Origin of the sequence: Sporosarcina sp. P37 (genome assembly GCF_002109365.1) — a bacterium.
Lineage (GTDB): Bacteria > Bacillota > Bacilli > Bacillales_A > Planococcaceae > Sporosarcina.
This window is the reverse complement of sequence record NZ_CP015349.1, coordinates 958,824-976,365: the sequence shown is the minus strand read 5'-3', so window position 1 is coordinate 976,365 and position 17,542 is coordinate 958,824. Positions and strand designations below refer to the sequence as shown.

16 protein-coding genes are annotated in these 17,542 nt (G+C 39.2%); 14 read left to right on the top strand and 2 right to left on the bottom strand.

Annotated features, from left to right (window positions below; translation table 11 throughout):
• Positions 1 to 114 precede the first annotated feature (114 nt).
• From SporoP37_RS05130 to ccsB, 7 genes are read left to right on the top strand one after another with little or no spacing between them, the layout of a single operon-like run.
• Positions 115 to 1,476, top strand: coding sequence for a sensor histidine kinase (locus SporoP37_RS05130; RefSeq protein ID WP_085430430.1), 1,362 nt, complete (start codon positions 115 to 117; stop codon positions 1,474 to 1,476).
• Positions 1,477 to 1,496: 20 nt separating this feature from the next.
• Positions 1,497 to 2,174 carry a response regulator transcription factor gene (locus SporoP37_RS05125; protein ID WP_085430429.1) on the top strand — a complete coding sequence of 226 codons (678 nt, stop codon included), beginning with the start codon at positions 1,497 to 1,499 and terminating at the stop codon, positions 2,172 to 2,174.
• Positions 2,175 to 2,188: 14 nt separating this feature from the next.
• Positions 2,189 to 3,106, top strand: coding sequence for a F510_1955 family glycosylhydrolase (locus SporoP37_RS05120; RefSeq protein ID WP_085430428.1), 918 nt, complete (start codon positions 2,189 to 2,191; stop codon positions 3,104 to 3,106).
• A gap of 20 nt (positions 3,107 to 3,126) precedes the next feature.
• Positions 3,127 to 3,861 (top strand): urease accessory protein UreH domain-containing protein, encoded by a 735-nt coding sequence (locus SporoP37_RS05115; RefSeq protein WP_085430427.1) that lies wholly within the window; start codon positions 3,127 to 3,129, stop codon positions 3,859 to 3,861.
• 45 nt (positions 3,862 to 3,906) lie between these two features.
• Positions 3,907 to 4,617: a cytochrome c biogenesis CcdA family protein gene (locus SporoP37_RS05110; RefSeq protein ID WP_085430426.1), complete on the top strand. Its 711-nt coding sequence runs from the start codon at positions 3,907 to 3,909 to the stop codon at positions 4,615 to 4,617.
• Positions 4,618 to 4,652: 35 nt separating this feature from the next.
• A complete protein-coding gene (gene resB / locus SporoP37_RS05105) occupies positions 4,653 to 6,302 on the top strand; it encodes a cytochrome c biogenesis protein ResB (RefSeq protein WP_085430425.1) in 1,650 nt (549 codons plus the stop codon).
• Positions 6,302 to 7,486 carry a c-type cytochrome biogenesis protein CcsB gene (gene ccsB / locus SporoP37_RS05100; RefSeq protein WP_085430424.1) on the top strand — a complete coding sequence of 395 codons (1,185 nt, stop codon included), beginning with the start codon at positions 6,302 to 6,304 and terminating at the stop codon, positions 7,484 to 7,486. Before resB ends, ccsB begins: the two co-directional genes overlap by 1 nt.
• Before the next feature lie 75 nt (positions 7,487 to 7,561).
• On the opposite strand, the gene SporoP37_RS05095 is transcribed toward ccsB, so the two are convergent.
• Both SporoP37_RS05095 and SporoP37_RS05090 read right to left on the bottom strand, forming a co-directional pair.
• Positions 7,562 to 7,945, bottom strand: a complete 384-nt coding sequence (locus SporoP37_RS05095) for a DUF302 domain-containing protein (protein ID WP_085430423.1) — start codon at positions 7,943 to 7,945, stop codon at positions 7,562 to 7,564.
• Positions 7,946 to 8,096: 151 nt separating this feature from the next.
• Positions 8,097 to 10,178: a heavy metal translocating P-type ATPase gene (locus SporoP37_RS05090; RefSeq protein WP_085430422.1), complete on the bottom strand. Its 2,082-nt coding sequence runs from the start codon at positions 10,176 to 10,178 to the stop codon at positions 8,097 to 8,099.
• Between the two features lie 210 nt (positions 10,179 to 10,388).
• Between SporoP37_RS05090 and SporoP37_RS05085 the strand changes: the two genes are divergently transcribed.
• The 7 genes from SporoP37_RS05085 (at position 10,389) to SporoP37_RS05055 (ending at position 17,193) form a co-directional block, all read left to right on the top strand.
• Positions 10,389 to 11,285 (top strand): plastocyanin/azurin family copper-binding protein, encoded by an 897-nt coding sequence (locus SporoP37_RS05085; RefSeq protein ID WP_085430421.1) that lies wholly within the window; start codon positions 10,389 to 10,391, stop codon positions 11,283 to 11,285.
• A gap of 43 nt (positions 11,286 to 11,328) precedes the next feature.
• A complete protein-coding gene (locus tag SporoP37_RS05080) occupies positions 11,329 to 11,889 on the top strand; it encodes a redoxin domain-containing protein (RefSeq protein ID WP_085430420.1) in 561 nt (186 codons plus the stop codon).
• 241 nt (positions 11,890 to 12,130) lie between these two features.
• Complete coding sequence (locus tag SporoP37_RS05075; protein WP_085430419.1) at positions 12,131 to 13,174, top strand: C40 family peptidase; 1,044 nt, start codon at positions 12,131 to 12,133, stop codon at positions 13,172 to 13,174.
• 211 nt (positions 13,175 to 13,385) lie between these two features.
• Complete coding sequence (locus SporoP37_RS05070) at positions 13,386 to 14,888, top strand: multicopper oxidase domain-containing protein (RefSeq protein WP_085430418.1); 1,503 nt, start codon at positions 13,386 to 13,388, stop codon at positions 14,886 to 14,888.
• A gap of 119 nt (positions 14,889 to 15,007) precedes the next feature.
• A complete protein-coding gene (locus SporoP37_RS05065; protein WP_085430417.1) occupies positions 15,008 to 16,081 on the top strand; it encodes a stage II sporulation protein P in 1,074 nt (357 codons plus the stop codon).
• Between the two features lie 115 nt (positions 16,082 to 16,196).
• Complete coding sequence (locus tag SporoP37_RS05060; protein ID WP_085430416.1) at positions 16,197 to 16,523, top strand: four-helix bundle copper-binding protein; 327 nt, start codon at positions 16,197 to 16,199, stop codon at positions 16,521 to 16,523.
• A gap of 106 nt (positions 16,524 to 16,629) precedes the next feature.
• On the top strand, positions 16,630 to 17,193 hold the full coding sequence (locus SporoP37_RS05055; protein ID WP_085430415.1) for a YdhK family protein: 564 nt from the start codon (positions 16,630 to 16,632) through the stop codon (positions 17,191 to 17,193).
• The last annotated feature ends 349 nt before the right edge of the window (positions 17,194 to 17,542 follow it).

Sequence of the window (17,542 nt, the reverse complement as noted above, 5' to 3'; positions counted from 1 at the left end):
CAGACACAAAGAAGTCATTAATTCATGCGAACTAAGCGATTATACCTTCGTCTGCATATTTTTTTGATAATTATTTTCTATACTAATTGCATGGGGAGAGGAGTATAAACTGTATTGAATAAAATCTCGAAAAAACTGGCTGCTTACTTTATCATTTCTTTCCTTGTACTAGAAACAGTTCTGATGATGTATTTGCACCAAAATATAGTTCATACAAGGGTGGATGAAGAATATTCTCGTCTGTTAGCGACTGGTTCGAACCATCGAAATGTCTTAATAGATCATTATTCTGATGAAACACTTACGCACATAGTATTAATGGAAGCCGAAGGGGACAGGGGAGTTATCATTACCAACAAAAACGGTGATGTCATTCGAAGTTCGGATGGAAAGCTGGAAAGCCTTTTTCCATCACTACCCATCTTACAAAATTCCTCAGTTCAAGATGATCAAGTCATCAAAACGGATTGGGAAGATTCTCCGTATATCATAAGTGCCCATCCATATAAGGTTGACGAGAATAATTTGGGGTATGTGCTGATGTTCCAAAGCACTGAACCAATAGAACAGCTAGTACGCAAGTTGAATTTCCATTTCGGTTTAGCAGGAGTGGCGATTATTGTCATCCTGTTTATCATCTATTCGATTTTGTCCAAATTTCTTACTCGGCCTTTGATTCGAATGAAGGAAGCCACCGAGAAATTAAGCGAAGGGAAATTCGATGTTAGCCTTCCAGCAGGAGGCAATGATGAGCTTGGTGAATTATCGGTTGCAATTCGGAAACTGGCTAATGATTTGGAAAGGATGAAAAAGGATCGAAATGAGTTTCTTGCGTCCATCTCCCATGAATTAAGTACCCCGTTAACCTATTTGATTGGTTATTTAAAAGTGGCTATGAGGCACGAATTGACTGAGGAAGAAAGAAATCATTATTTAATGATTATTGCAGAAGAATCTAATCGAATGAAAGATTTAGTGAAAAACTTAATGGACTTGGCAAAAATGGATGAATTAACTTTTTTAGTTTCAAAGTCGAATTTCTCAGCACGAAACTTCGCTGATGATATTTATCGACTTGTCCAACCTTCTTTTGCATTGAAGAATGTTCATCTAAATTTATACTGTAATGAGGAATTTACAATTCACGCAGATCCGGTGAGATTGGAACAGGTTGTATTGAATCTATTGGATAATGCATTGAAGTATTCAAATGAAAACACAACTGTTCAGTTTAAAATTTACAAAGAACAAAATAGGACAGTCATTACAGTTGCGGATGAAGGAATCGGAATCCCAGAAGAACAAATCGATATGATTTTCGAGAAACTTTTTAGAGTTGAAAAATCACGCTCAAGAACATTTGGCGGATCAGGCCTTGGACTTGCTATCGTGAAGGAATTGGTAGAAGCACATAGAGGTTCGATAGAAGTGAAAAGTGAGTTCGGAAGAGGCAGCGAATTTACAATTAAGATTTAAATAGGTAAGGAGTTGAACAAATGCAAACGATTTTGCTTATAGACGACGAACATAGAATGCTCGATTTACTTGGGCTATTTTTGGAGCCCCATGGGTTCAAATGTATAAAAGCGGATACCGGGAAAAAGGGACTAGAAATAGTAAGGAGAGAAAAGGTCGATATCGTTTTATTGGATGTAATGATGCCTGATATGGATGGTTGGGAAGTGTGCAAGAAAATACGAGAACTATCGACCATTCCGGTAATAATGCTCACTGCAAGGACAGATAAAGCAGACATCGTAAAGGGCCTTGAATTTGGGGCTGATGATTATATCACGAAGCCTTTTGATGAAAGGGAACTAGTGGCGAGAGTGAATGCATTACTACGCCGCACCTCAAGCGAAATCGCGGAAAACAGCAATACAGTGTATGGAGATTTCATATTGAATAGTGATTCGTATTCATTACTTTACAAAGAAATAGAAGTGCAGCTAACATTGAAGGAATTTTATATTATTGAAGCGTTAATTACCCACCCGAAAAGAACATTTACACGTGAACAGCTTTTAAGCACAGCGTGGGACTATAACACATTCACAGATATTCGGACAGTGGACTCGCACATTCGAAATTTAAGGGAAAAGCTAAAGGTTGCGGGTTTCCCGATTAATGACTTCCTGTTAACAGTGTGGGGAATCGGTTATAAGTGGAACTGAAGGAGTTGAAAATGATGAAAAAAATAGCGGAATATATTGGCATTGCGGGCATGATTACGCTTTTGTCTGCATGCAATGCGACTAAGGATGATACCTTCGCGTTTGAGGAATTGAAAAACAGTAAAATTGATCATCTACATGGTCTAGGCTATATAAATGGAGTTCCTGAAGTGGTCATTTCAACACATGAAGGGCTCTATGCCTATGGTGAAGATGGTTGGAAAGAAGCGAATAGTGAAAAGCATGATTATATGGGTTTCCAAGCAGTACGTGAAGGTTTCTTTTCAAGCGGACATCCGGAACCAAATTCAAAACTTAAAAATCCACTTGGACTTGTGAAAAGTACAGATCATGGTGCGAGTTTTGAGAAATTGGCGTTTTACGGTGAAATTGATTTTCACTATATGGCAGTCGGATATGAATCAAATGCCATCTATGCATTGAATGAAATGCCGACAAAAGAAATGCCTGCGGGCCTTCATTATTCACTCGATGAGGGAGAATCATGGGAGGAAGCTTTAATGAATGGTTTCGATTCCGAGTTCATCTCGAATTTAGCAGCACATCCTTCACGCGAAGAATTGATTGCAATCGGTAGTAAAGATGGATTATTTCTTTCGCGTGACTATGGTGAAAGCTTTGCTCCTATAAATGAGTGGGGAACGGTTACATATGTAATGTTGACTGAAACAGGTGGACTGTATGCCAGTTATGTGAATGAAATTGTCAAGCTGAACTCTTTTGATTACGAAGGAAATAATGAAGTGGAAATTCCGCTTCCAAACGAAATCACGCCAATCGTATTTATTGCGGTTAATCCAGATGATCAAGAGGAGATAGTAATTGCTACATTTACGAATGACATTTATAGAACAATAGACGAAGGAGTAAAATGGGAAACCCTTGCTAAAAATGGAGAGTTATTAAATTAATGTAGGGTTGGTGATTTCCAGTGTATGGATTTTTGTCAAAAATCAGTAATCTTATTACAGAACCTGTTACGGGCCTTATTCATTCGTACGCAGATTTTCCACTTATGGTTGCATTACTGTTAGGAGTGGTTGGCGCTGTTGCACCCTGTCAATTGACAGGGAATATGAGCGCCATCACTCTATATGGCAATCGTACGGTTCAATTCAAGACAGATTGGCTCGAAATATTTGCTTTTATTGCTGGAAAGGTTGTCGTTTTCAGCGCATTTGGGCTGTTAGCATGGGGGTTCGGTCAAACATTTGAATCCAAGATGACGGAATACTTCCCGCTTTTCCGTAAAGCGATCGGTCCTCTAATCGTTTTTACCGGTCTTATATTATTGGGAGTATTAAAACTGAAAGTTTTTCAGCGTCTGAGTATACATATACCGGTCCGAATGCGAGAAGGGAAGCTCGGCTCCTTTTTGTTAGGTGCGAGTTTTTCACTTGCATTTTGTCCGACAATGTTTGTTTTGTTTTTTGTTTGGCTCATGCCACTCGTTTCCTCAACCACTTATGGTCTCGTACTCCCCGCTGTCTTTGGAATTGCAACATCGTTTCCCCTTATCCTTTTATTCCTGATTATATGGCTTTTTGAAACAGACCGCCGAATTATGAGGAAGAGTATGAAAATCGGCCGTGCCATTCAACGATCAGCAGGATTGCTGCTTGTGTTGATCGGATTATTTGATACGTTGGCTTATTGGGGGATGTAACGAATGATCTAGCAAATTGCTTTTTTCTATAAGGAGTGTTCGTATATGTTCACTGATCTGAATTTGTTTCTAGCATTTGGAGCGGGTCTTCTTAACTTTATATCACCTTGTACTTTACCACTTTATCCGGCTTTCATTTCTTATATTACAGGCATGTCACTGGATGAAATGAAATCAGATAAATTAATAATAAGGAAAAACGGTATGATACACACGATTTTGTTCCTAATTGGTTTTTCCGTAATTTTCATATTCCTCGGATTTAGCTCTTCTTGGGTCGGTACATTCTTTATTCAGTACCAGGATTTGCTTCGGCAAATTGGTTCTATTTTTATCATTATTTTCGGTTTGATGATTATCGGTCTTTTTACACCGGAATTCCTAATGAAGGAGAAAAAGCTTCATTTTAAAAATCGTCCGGCAGGCTATTTTGGCACATTTCTTATCGGGTTAGCGTTTGCAGCAGGGTGGACTCCTTGTACAGGTCCAATAACAGGTGCCGTTTTCATGCTTGCCTCTCAAAATCCAGGTTCAGGCATCTGGTATATGATTGCCTATGTTCTTGGATTCGCGATTCCGTTTTTCCTGCTTTCCATTTTCATTACCCGTGTTAAATGGATTCAAAAATACAGCCGAACAATTACCAAAGTTGGCGGATACATCATGATTGCACTTGGGATTCTACTGTTCTTTGATGGATTGACATTCATTATTACGTGGCTAAGTCCATTCTTTGGAGATTTCATGGGGTTTTAACAGTAAATTAAATGCTATTAAGGAGTATATGATAAATGAGTAAAATCAAATGCCAATGTGGACATGAAAACCCTTTTGGCACGGTTCTTTGTGAGCAGTGCGGACGCCCTCAGACAGAAGAAGCGAAGAAAAGTAGTCTTATTGACATGCGATATGAAGGGTCGGCAAGAAGATCACAAACATATAAACGGTCGATTGTCGATAAAATATGGAATTTCTTTTCTAGTGTAAAGGTAGGAATAAATATCATTATTGCCGTCCTTGTAACATCGGCAATAGGTACGATTTTTCCGCAGAAGTTTTTTGTTCCGGCAACTACTGAGACAGATATCTTAGCATATTACGAAAAGCATTATGGTTTTGCAGGAACCCTTTATTACAAGCTTGGATTTTACGATATGTACAATAGCTGGTGGTTCATCATTCTGATTGGGATGCTTGGTACTTCCATCATCATTGCGAGTATTGATCGGGTTATTCCACTCTATAAATCATTAAAAAAGCAACGCACGAAACGGCATACTTCGTTTTTGAAGAAACAAAGGATCTATGCTGAAGGAACAGTAGCTGATTCCGATAGCTCACTTGCAAAGACAGAGGAGAAGCTTAAAGAGCTACGTTACAACGTGAAGACAGAAGATGGAGCGCTACTGGCAGAGAAAGGCCGGTTTTCCAGATGGGGTCCTTATGTCAATCATACAGGATTGATCATCTTTCTATTCGCTGTTCTATTACGAACTCTGCCTGGTTTTTATGTCGATGAAACAGTTTGGTTGCGTGAAGAAGAAACGCGTGCCATTCCAGGTGCACCAGGATACTACTTAAAGAACAACCAGTTCATAATAGAGACTTATTCAAAGGAAGAAGACGCTACTTTCGGTCAGGCGATAGATCGAGTCGGGACAATCGTGAAAAATTACCAATCAGATGTCACCTTGTATAAAGACACGGAAGGGGGTCTTCCAGGTCAGTCAGATCAGATGGAGTTTGTGAAAGACTATTCCATCATTGTCAATAAGCCGCTGAGCTTTGATGGATTCAACGTATATCAAATGGATTACCGTCTTGGTGAATTAAAATCGATGACATTCAAATTGACTGAAAAGGAAACGGATAAGTCATTTGGTGAATTTACAGTGGATCTTCTCAATCCCGAAAGATTATATGAACTAAACGAAGGTGCAACGGTTGAACTGAAAGAATTCTATCCGGACTATGGCGGGATTGAAGACGGAGAACCGGTGACTAAATCACCGATTCCTAATAACCCGGCATTTATATTTAAGATGGTAACCTCAACAAAGCCGAAAGGTGAAGTCAGTTTTGTCGCTATCCGTCAGACACTTGAGACGGAAGTGAATGATTATAAAGTGAATTTTGTCAGCGCGGAAACACGCGACATCACAGGACTTGTTGTACGGAAGGACAAAACTCTTTATATATTGCTCCTAGGGGGTATTATTTTCATGGTTGGAGTTGCACAAGGCTCCTATTGGAACCATCGGAGAATATGGATTCAAAAGGGCGAAGGAAATCTACTTCTCGTTGCAGGACATACGAATAAAAACTGGTTCGGCTTGAAAAAGGAGCTTGATAAAGTGAGAATCTACGCTGACTTGCCTCAATATGAAGATAGGCAAGACTCCGGATTAGATTCGCAAGGGATGAAAGGGGACAAGTACTAATGCAATTAGCTTCTTTAAGTGGTAGCTTACTGTTCATTTCATTTATCGCATATCTTGTGGCAACACTGTTCTTTGGTGGAGCGGTAAAAGGGGCAAAAACACAAGAGTCATATGAAAATAATGGATGGGGTAGAATTGCAATCGGTATTACGATAATTGGATTTATGACTCATCTTGGTTATTTTATCACACGATGGATCGCTTCCGCTCATGCACCCGTCAGTAATATGTTTGAATTCATCACTGCATTTGCAATGATGGTTGTTGGTGCGTTCATCTTGCTGTTTTTCCTTTACCGAACTCCTTCACTTGGCCTGTTTGCAATGCCGCTAGCTGTTGTGATGATTGGGTATGCAAGTATGTTCCCGAGGGAGCTCGCCCCATTAATACCAGCGTTGCAAACCTACTGGTTGACGATTCATGTAATAACAGCTGCAATTGGAGAGGCAATACTCGCAATTAGTGCAGTTGCAGGTCTTGTATTTCTATTGAAAAACATCGACCTGACGAAAAGATCCAAGCGACGTTTTTGGTTGGAATCAGTGATGTTCACTCTTATGCTTGTTGTGGGATTCATCTTGTCATCTTCGACCTTTGCGATTATGGGGTATGAAGCAAAGTTCACCTATATTAATAAAAATGAACAGTCAGCTGAAATAGTTTATAATTATCCGCCATTATTCGGGATGAATGAGTATGAATCACTTACTCCGGACAAGATAATGCCACTGGCTGAAATGCCTTCAATCGTTAATGCAAAGACGCTTACGACGTTCGTTTGGTCTGCTGGAACAGGCATAGTCCTTTATTTATTGCTGAGACTTATTTTGCGTCGTCCGATTGCAGCATTATTTCAGCCATTCGCCCAAAAGGCGAACTCCCAAGTGATGGACGAAATTGGTTACAGATCCGTCCTCATCGGATTCCCTGTATTTACCCTTGGTGCCCTTGTTTTCGCAATGATATGGGCACATGAAGCATGGTCCAGATTTTGGGGATGGGATCCGAAAGAAGTATGGGCGCTCATTACATGGTTATTCTATGCAGCCTATCTACATCTTCGGCTATCACGTGGGTGGGAAGGCGAGAAATCCGCATGGCTTGCGGTTATCGGTTTCGTCATCATCATGTTCAATTTAATTGCGGTTAACTTGATTATCGCAGGACTGCATTCGTACGCATGACATGTTGCAATGCTTATACAGTTGAAATCATAAAAGATGCCACATACGATTTTTCGTATGTGACATCTTTTTTATTTAAATTGCCTTATCAATAGATGAAATGAGCCGTCGTTCTATATCTTCAGCCATTACTTGGATCTCTTCATTCTGGATCATTTGAATTAAAGACGTTGGTTTCGGTAAACCAATTTTCGTTGTTCCATTGTCTTCATAGATGACAATCTTACATGGTAGAAAATATCCGACAAGTAAATTCTCATAAAGCACGCGTTGTGCTTCCTTAGGATTACACACTTCCAGTACGGTATATGGTGTATCAAAATCCGCTCCTTTTTCCTGTAACTTTGCAGTTAAATCAAGTTTCCACAGGACACCGAAATTTTCCTCTTTTAATCTTTCTTCTACGGCTGTAACAGCTTCTTCCATATTTTTTGATGTTTCAACAGTATAATCAAACATATACCTATCTCCTTCGAACAAATATATACTGTTTTAAGGATTCCCTTTCGAATTAATTATAAACTGTATTTTTAGGGGATTCACTAAATGGACTATACACAATTTTAATTGTGTAAAATTTTATAATCATATCATATTATATTTGTTCGAATTAGATTTTTAACAAACGGGCATTGATTGCCACGATTACTGTGCTAAGTGACATCAAGATTGCACCAACTGCCGGGCTTAGGACAATGCCGATAGGATAGAGAATACCTGCTGCTAACGGGATTGCAGCGATATTATATCCTGCAGCCCACCACAAGTTTTGAGTCATCTTACGGTAGGTAGCCCTTGAAAGCTTGATAATATTTACAACATCAAGTGGATTGCTTTTCACAAGAACAACATCGGCGGTTTCTATGGCTACATCTGTACCCGCGCCAACAGCAATGCCTAGATCTGCTTTGGCAAGAGCGGGTGCGTCATTTACGCCATCTCCAGTCATCGCAGTTCGAAGACCTTCAACTTTTTGGATATGCTCTATCTTTTCGGATTTCTGGTGTGGAAGGACTTCAGCAAAAATCTCCTCCATTCCGAGTTGCGCACCTACATAATGCGCTACCTTTTCATTATCACCTGTAAGCATGATTGATTTTATATTCATTTCTTTTAACTGATTGACTGCGTCTATAGCAGTTTCGCGGACGATATCCGCAAGTGCAATCATACCGGCAAGTTTTTTGTCAATCAGCGTGAATACCACTGTTTTTCCTTCCGAAGACCACTGATCAAATTGGGCTTTATCGAATTTAAGGTTCAACTCTCTTACATAACCAGGACTGACGATCATAACCTGTTTTCCATTTACTGTTCCTTCGAGCCCTTTTCCGGTCAGTGATTGGAAATTCTCCACTCGTTGAAGAGGGATGCCCATCTCATCTGCTTTCCTAGTGACACCTTTCGCCAGAGGGTGTTGGGATTGAGCTTCGACTGCTGATGCATAGGAAATGACATCTTCTTCACCGAAGTCCCCAAATGTGTACATGTTGGTTACACCGAATTCACCTTTCGTTAGTGTGCCAGTTTTATCGAAGACGATGGCTTCAATGTTTCGGGCGCCTTCAAAAGCGGCCCGATTTCGGATGAGAAGTCCATTTTTAGCTGCGATTGATGTTGAAACTGCTACAACCAACGGAGCTGCCAACCCTAAAGCATGCGGACAAGCGATGATTAAAACCGTCACCATTCTTTCCATGGCAAATGAAACGGAATAACCTAGTGAAATCCAAATAATGAACGTAATCAGTCCAGCAGCGAGTGCACCGTAAAACAACCACTTCGCAGCACGGTTGGCAAGGTCCTGTGCGCGCGATTTTGATTCTTGTGCTTCCTTAACTAAGGTGATTACTTGTGAAAGATACGTCTCACTGCCGGTTTTCATGACTGAGATCACTAAGGATCCTTCCCCATTAATCGATCCACCAATCGCCTCTAATCCAGCTTCTTTTTCCACTGGAACCGATTCACCCGTAAGCATCGACTCATCAATAGTCGATTTACCTTCCAGTATCATTCCATCAACCGGTACCTTCTCACCAGGCTTGACGAGTACATGGTCCCCTTGTTTCAATTCCGTTACATCAACCTCTTTACTATTTCCATCGGCATCGATCAGGTGTGCTTCTGAAGGCATCAGTTTTGCTAACTCTTCCAATGCCTTTGAAGCCCCCATGACAGAACGCATTTCAATCCAATGTCCCAAGAGCATAATATCGACGAGGGTAGCTAATTCCCAGAAGAAGTCATTTTCTGCAAAGCCGAAAACCGCTGCTGTACTATAAACATAGGCAACCGTAATGGCCAAAGTAATTAATGTCATCATTCCAGGGTTTCTACTTTTTATCTCATCCTTTGCTCCAACAAGAAATGGCCAACCTCCATAAAAGAATACAAAAGAGGATAATGCAAAAAGAATATACATATCCCCTGTAAAACGCCAGTCGACATTTAAAAACATTTGAATCATTGGCGACAAAATTAATATAGGGATTGTTACAATGAGCGAAATATAGAAGCGCCTTTTGAAATCTTCTACCATATGTGCGTGGTGATCGTGATGCCCTCCATGGGAGCTGTGTTCCCCGTGAGAATGATGTTCCTCATGGGAATGGTGAGCATCATGATCATGATGTAGCCCCGATGAAGAATCTTTTTCCGATTCGTGGTGATGATGTGAATGGTTTGACACATCATTACCTCCTTTCTCTTGTCAATTTTCAGTATGTGTTCATTATACCCATTAAATGTGCAAGGATTATGCATTGATCTCCATTTCACACGCGATTTAGAATTCCAACTGCATTCATTTAGATTAGTTTTGGAACATACCCTTATAAGGTATATTGCCTTTGTAATAATATATAAACAACCATAACTTTACAATGAAGGTGGAGGATCAATGGGTTATTATCATTTTTTTGTATTAGGTTCTCTCGGTTTGTTAACATTCATAGTCGTTATATGGGCTGTAAATTTGAAAAAAACAATAGGGATCATGCGTGGAATGATCATTTCAATGTTCTATGGCATGAATGTAGGTTTGACTGCGGGAGTTCTACTTGGTGTAACTTATCAAGGCGACCTATTCCTTTCAACAATCTTCTCCATAACTATTGGTGTTTTGGCGGGCTCATTATGTGGACTTTGTTTTGGGATGCTTTCAGTATTAGAGGGATTTATGGCTGGGTTAATGGGTGGAATGATGGGGGCGATGGTGGGTGAGATGATTCGTGTGGACCAGTCGATCAGTCTCATTCAAATTTTCTTACTTCTATCTTTCAGTACTCTATTTGTTATTCCTATTTTAAAAACACCAAAAGGATCAAAAGTAAAATCGAAAAAATGGATTTTAAAGCCATTGACGCTGGCAACTTTTACATTTCTTACGGTGATGGGTAGTAATTCAATTGCTGAGCGATTCGAAGGTCAAAAAGAATTGCCGAGTAAAACAATAGAAAGTGCTCATAATAAAGGTCAAACAATCGTATTGGAAACTGCAGATATGAAGTACTCAAGAAATAAAATCATTGTTGAGAAAGATAAACTCGTCACATTGACACTTAAAAATCTGGATAATATCGAACATGATATTGAAATTCGGACTTCTTCATTTAACATGATCACCCAATCAAAACATAATCATGGAGAAAGTAAAGGATTGATACATCTACATGCTCTGCCTGAAAATACTGAGACACTTTCATTTACGATAACCGAAGCAGGTATTTATGAATTTTATTGTACTATTCCAGGGCATAAAGAAGTGGGAATGATTGGTCAATTTATTGTTAGCTAATTCCTTACCTTGCTTGTTTGAAAAATTTGTTCGGAGGATGAATATGAAGAAATGGAAAGCAGGTATAATAATAACGGCATTAATAATCATTACATCAATTGTTAAAATGGTCAATTCAAATATAGAAGCAGCCGAGCTGATTGGTACTGTTGCAGTTGAACAAGAAGAAGGACTTGAAATAGGTAATGTAGCACCGAATTTCGAACTTCAATCGCTTTCCGGTGAAATTGTAAAGCTGAGGGATTATAAAGGGAAAAAAATTATTCTTAATTTCTGGGCGTCATGGTGTGGGCCTTGTAAGGTGGAGATGCCGCATATGCAAAATTATTATAATAAAAATAAAAAAGCTGAAAATGTTGAAATCATTGCAGTTAATATGACGTCGGAAGAGATAGCAGGGGAGAAAGGTATTGAGAAGTTTGTCAAAGAGTATGGACTAACTTTTCCTATCCCACTGGATGTTGATGGGCAAGTAATGGATGTGTACAATATCATAACGATTCCGACCACGTATATAATTGGCACGGATGGGGTAATTAGTCAAAAGATACTTGGACCCATGGATGAAAAGATGATAAATGAACTTATTGAGAATCTAAATTAGCAGCTACCAATAAAACTATATGACCAAAACGCTTAGATGAATATAAATCTAGGCGTTTTTTTATGGAAAGAAGTTCAATGAATCTCCCCCATATTTCTGCATTTTAAATCCTTAAAAAATCCTAAGATTAGTAATATGAATGTCATGTTACTGTAAAGCGGAATTCATATTTATTATGTTAAAGTTAACCTAGAAATAAAGCAAAATAAATAGATAGATAATCGAACAGTTGGGGTGGAAAATGAAAATACGTGTTTTGAAATTAGTAATGGCTATGTTTCTTATGGGCACGATACAATTTACGATTTTAAATAAGGTAAGCGCGGCAAATTCAGATGAGATTGCATCTTATGCTGAAAAGTTTTATAGTACGCCATATAAATTTGGAGGTACTACTCCGTCCGGTTTTGACTGTTCTGGGTATATACGCTATGTCTTTAACGAATTTAACATTAGTTTGCCAAGAACATCTGCAGATCAGTTCAGAGTCGGTACTTCAGTAAGTAAGGAAAATCTGATGCCTGGTGATCTTGTGTTTTTTGCTAATACCTATAAAAAAGGAATTTCCCATACAGGAATCTATTTAGGGAATAATGAATTTATCTCAGCCAAGAGCCGTGGAGTTCTTAAAGCAGATTTGAAAACAGATCCTTATTGGGCACCTAAGTATGCCGGTGCAAAACGTATTGCAACTACAAAAGTAGCTTTTGACCCACTTCAGGTAAAGTCAGCTGAACAGATGAGCGAAGTATTTAAAGATCTATCCGTTGAGCATCCTGCGTATGAGGCAATCATTGCATTAAACGAGATCGGTGTCATAAAGGGGTACGAAGATTCCACATTCAAACCTGAAAAGTCAATTACACGTGGACAAGCAGCAGCAATGATAAATCGTGAGCTTAACTTAGAAGCATCAACACAAGTGACATTCAAGGATGTTGCAATAGATCATCATTTTGCAGCGGACATCGCGGCACTGAATGAAGCAGGAATCCTTCAAGGGTATGAAACTGGAGAATTTGGTTTAAACGACAAGCTTACACGTGCACATCTTGCCGCAATTGTTGACCGTGCGTTTGACCTTCAAAGTCAAATGGATGGGGAAGTGCAAGCCCCATCCGAATATGACGATGTACCAGCAAGTCACTGGGCCTCCGAGTCAATTCATGCTTTAAAAATATTGGATCAGACCACAGTGTTTCAAACAAAAAAGTTTAGTATCGGGAAAGAAGCGACACGCGCAGAATTTTCAGCTGCAGTATATAGTGTGATTTCCGGAAGATAAAAGCATTTTAATTAATGGCACCCATCTTGTAGAAGAGATGGGTGTCTTTATTTTATTTAATTCTTCCTTAAACCTTTTCGTCCATTTGCAATTTTCATGCATGAATTATGACGATTTTTAGACACAACCACCGCGTGCATATTTTTTTCATATCTTCCTGTTATGCTGAAAAAAGTAATAAATAAAGAAAGAAAGAAAGGGGAAATAAATGATGGGTCTGAAAATAAAAGTTGCCGCATCGGCAATTAGTATATTGATAATCAGTGGTTGTAGTAATAATGCCCAGACTGAAAAGGAAATGGATCATTCGGCAATGAATCATGAGATGGAGGAAATGGACCATTCCACTATGGCTGATATGATGGAAGGGCATATGAGTCATGACGAGGTAATCATGTTAAATGACTCAACGGGGGAAAATGAATTGAAAATCCCTACTATGCTTGAACAGGATGCTGAGGAAGATGTCGTGTATACGGTTCGGGCACAAAAAGGAAAGACTGAAATATTCGATGAGACAGAAACGGAAACGTATGGATATAACGGATCGTTTTTAGGTCCGATGCTCCGCTTCGAGAAAGGCGACAAAGTTAAAATTAGAACAATAAATGAGCTTGACGAAGAGACCACTTTTCACTGGCACGGGCTGGAGGTAGCTGCGGATGTGGATGGTGGACCGCATGATGCGCTAAAGCCGGGAGAAGAAAAAGTGATTGAATTTGTAGTGTCGCAAGAGGCAGCAACTTTATGGTTTCATCCTCACCCTCACGGAAAAACATCGGAACAGGTATACAATGGACTTGCTGGTTTGATTTATATTGAAGATGATAATTCGAAAAGCCTTGGATTGCCAAGTGTTTATGGTGAGAATGATATTCCTTTGATATTGCAAGATCGGAAATTTGATGATAAGAAACAATTGAATTACAGCATTGCAAAGAATGAAGACGGTACAATCGGCGATACACTATTAATCAACGGGACGCTGAATCCGAAGTTGACTGTAAACAAAGAGAAAGTGCGTCTTCGTTTATTAAATGGATCCAATGCTAGGAATTTCACATTTAAATTGAATACTGGGGATCCCTTTGTTCAAATTGCAACGGATGGTGGCTTGTTGAATGAACCGGTTACTTTAAATGAGGTGACTTTGACCCCTTCCGAGAGAGCAGAAATTATTGTTGATTTCTCACAGGTTAATACGACAGATGAATTGGCATTAATAGATGAGGAAGGGGCAGTCCTTTTACCTTTTGAGGTTTCTGACCAAAGCGGTACGGTCAGTAGAATTCCAGGGGAAATGAATGATTTTACTTTGACAGACGAAGAAATGAACTTGCCAGTCACAAAGAAGATAGAACTCTTTGGAATGATGAATATGGTAAGGATAAATGGAAAGAAATTTGATCCGGAAAGAATTGACTTTACACAACAGCAAGGGGTTACGGAAGTGTGGGAAATTTACAATAAACCGGATATGATGGGTGGCATGATTCATCCGTTCCACATTCACGGAGCACAATTTAAAATAATTTCCAGGAATGGAGAAGCACCGCCGGAAAATGAACGTGGATGGAAGGACAGTATTTCAGTAGCACCCGATGAGACGGTTAAAATAGCGATACAGTTTAAGCATAAGGGTGTGTATATGTTCCATTGTCATATTCTTGAACATGAAGACAACGGAATGATGGGACAAGTAAAAGTCGAATAAACATCATTCAAATCAATTGCGTGTGAAAGTCTGTAACAGCCAGTGTGAGTCGTTCACACTGGCTGTTTTAGAATTCATCATAGGAAAAATATTCATTCTTTCTAAAGGTAGGTCACATAATGTTTCCCAAAATCAAGCGGTATTCAGAGAAAAAGAAAAAGTCTTTGTTAGCTATCCTTTTATATTTTGCAATTATATTATTCCTTATTTGGCTACTGATCGTTTCCTTGCTTGCTTTCAATTATCGGAATGATAGAAACAATGAAAAGAATTCTGTACCTAGAGAAGAGTCTTCGTTTTCGGATTTTGGAACGGAAATGTTAGACAGCCATTCTGGTAGTACGAATTCACTTACAGAGTCGAACGCTTCTACAAATAGTACATCAGATAAAAAAGTCATGAAGAGCATAGAGCAACAACCAGGTAGAGATGAGTTCAAACCTAACATGAAGGATCTTTTAAAAGATAGGGAACTTGCATTCAAAGATCTTGATGCTATCTTTGCAAATATGAAATCGCCCAAAAGCTTTACAAAAGACGCCATAAATTCGACATTTGGGCGAGATGTCGTGTATATATATCACACCCATAACCGCGAATCCTTTTTACCGTTACTAAAAGGTGCAAACAAACCGGAAGAAGCGTATCACTCAAAGGCCAATATGATATTAGTTGGTCAAATGCTAGGGAAAGCATTGGAAAGAAAAGGTGTAGGAACGAAAGTAAATCCAACTGATATTGTTCAGGAACTAAGTTTACGGGGATTAGATTATAACAGTTCTTATGAGCTTTCGGGGGATATTGTTAGGAAAGCACGCAACGAAAATGCTGATCTAGACATTTTCTTGGACTTACATCGGGATTCCTTACGGAAGGATTCCACAACCGTAAAGTTGAATGGAGAAGACTATGCACAGCTTTTGTTTGTTGTTGGGACAGGGCATGAAGATTTCACTCAGAATCTTTCTTTTGCTGAGGGAGTTAATAATATTATTTCCACGCAATATCCAGGACTGTCAAAAGGTATATTGAAAAAGGATAAAAGCCAAGGGAATGGAGTTTATAATCAAGACCTTTCTCCGAATTCTATTATTGTAGAAATTGGCGGAGTCGATAATACAGTTGCAGAACTTCATCGAAGTGTTGATGCGCTTGCAGAAGGACTAAGTGAATATTATTGGTATGGGAAATGATTTGATTGAAATTCATAATAAGAAATAAGGATTTTTTAAGGAGATGCCAGTTTCCTGTTTAAATTAACGCCTTCCGGGAAAAATTACACCGAACGAGAAATCAGGAGGTGAGTCCATGAATATGAATTCCGCAGAAACCCTTAAGGTGATTCTAGAATGCCTGGAGGAATGCAATACTTGTTACGATGCATGCCTGAAAGAAGAAGACGTTAAGATGATGGCTGAATGTATTCGGTTGGACCGGGAGTGTGCAGATGTGTGTGCATTCGCTGCGCAGGCGATAACGCGTAATAGTCCATTCACTAAACAGATTTTAGAGCTTTGTGCAGAGGTCTGCGACCGTTGCGCGGAAGAGTGTGCTAAGCATGAAGTGGATCACTGCAAACGCTGTGCCGAAGCTTGCCGCAAATGTGCCGAAGCGTGCCGTAAAGCGGTGGCGTAAACGTTACAAAAACTTTAACGAAGGAGCTATCCTGAGAAATTTTAACGGTTTCTTGGGATAGCTTCATTCTTAACTAATTTAAGGAAATCAGAGGTGTATTAGACAAATGAAGAAGCATTTATTTTTTCTAGGTCTGGCTGTGGTTATTGGTTTAAGTGGATGTGGAAATAAAACGACCAATGAGAACAACACAGACGTTAATAATGAACCGAAACATGAAGATATGGAAATGGAAATGAATCATTCGGGTTCAGGTGAAGTTCCTGCAAATTTAAAGGTGGCTGAAAATCCAACCTTTGAAGTCGGAAGTGAAGCAATCATTGAAACTGATCATATGAAAGGAATGAAAGGCGCAGTCGCAACAATTGTGGGGGCATATGATACTACAGCCTACGCCATTTCATATACCCCGGTAACTGGCGGTGAAAGAGTGGAGAACCATAAATGGGTTATCCAAGAGGAAATTAAGGACACAGATGATAAAACGCTGGAGCCAGGTACTGAGGTCACAGTTGAGGCAGACCATATGAAAGGGATGAAAGGTGCAGTAGCCGAAATTGATTCAGATGAAAAAACTACTGTATACATGATCGATTATACTCCGACAACCGGTGGTAAAGAAGTAACTAACCACAAGTGGGTAACAGAAGAGGAACTTTCAGCTAAATGAAAGCTTGAGGAAAACGAATATAGAATTAAAAGAGCTAAATCCCCGTGGTTTAGCTCTTTTATTCGTTACTAAAAGCTGTGGTGAAGTAAACCAATATATTTTTTAATTTGATTAATATTGCTTTGACCAAGAAAGCAACGTGACTATTCAAAACTATTTTCTTATTGGTAAAGATGATTTTCGCTGATGAGGAGAGCTGACAATTTTCCGGCTCTCTTAGTTTATTATCAAAAATATAATAGAAAGATTGTTTGAAAGAATTTGGTCTTACATGCATAAAAGAAAGAGTAGTAGACAATTCTATTTTTATAGTTTATTTGGACTGTAAATAAACAAATTAAAAATAGGG

Excerpts from the sequence above, each read along its gene's own strand:
- resB (WP_085430425.1), top strand. The coding sequence starts at position 4,653 with ATGAGTAAAATCAAATGCCAATGTGGACATGAAAACCCTTTTGGCACG.
- SporoP37_RS05060 (WP_085430416.1), top strand. The coding sequence starts at position 16,197 with ATGAATATGAATTCCGCAGAAACCCTTAAGGTGATTCTAGAATGCCTG.
- SporoP37_RS05095 (WP_085430423.1), bottom strand. The coding sequence starts at position 7,945 with ATGTTTGATTATACTGTTGAAACATCAAAAAATATGGAAGAAGCTGTT.
- SporoP37_RS05085 (WP_085430421.1), top strand. The coding sequence starts at position 10,389 with ATGGGTTATTATCATTTTTTTGTATTAGGTTCTCTCGGTTTGTTAACA.
- SporoP37_RS05120 (WP_085430428.1), top strand. The coding sequence starts at position 2,189 with ATGAAAAAAATAGCGGAATATATTGGCATTGCGGGCATGATTACGCTT.
- SporoP37_RS05070 (WP_085430418.1), top strand. The coding sequence starts at position 13,386 with ATGGGTCTGAAAATAAAAGTTGCCGCATCGGCAATTAGTATATTGATA.
- ccsB (WP_085430424.1), top strand. The coding sequence starts at position 6,302 with ATGCAATTAGCTTCTTTAAGTGGTAGCTTACTGTTCATTTCATTTATC.
- SporoP37_RS05075 (WP_085430419.1), top strand. The coding sequence starts at position 12,131 with ATGAAAATACGTGTTTTGAAATTAGTAATGGCTATGTTTCTTATGGGC.
- SporoP37_RS05110 (WP_085430426.1), top strand. The coding sequence starts at position 3,907 with ATGTTCACTGATCTGAATTTGTTTCTAGCATTTGGAGCGGGTCTTCTT.
- SporoP37_RS05080 (WP_085430420.1), top strand. The coding sequence starts at position 11,329 with ATGAAGAAATGGAAAGCAGGTATAATAATAACGGCATTAATAATCATT.
- SporoP37_RS05125 (WP_085430429.1), top strand. The coding sequence starts at position 1,497 with ATGCAAACGATTTTGCTTATAGACGACGAACATAGAATGCTCGATTTA.
- SporoP37_RS05055 (WP_085430415.1), top strand. The coding sequence starts at position 16,630 with ATGAAGAAGCATTTATTTTTTCTAGGTCTGGCTGTGGTTATTGGTTTA.
- SporoP37_RS05065 (WP_085430417.1), top strand. The coding sequence starts at position 15,008 with ATGTTTCCCAAAATCAAGCGGTATTCAGAGAAAAAGAAAAAGTCTTTG.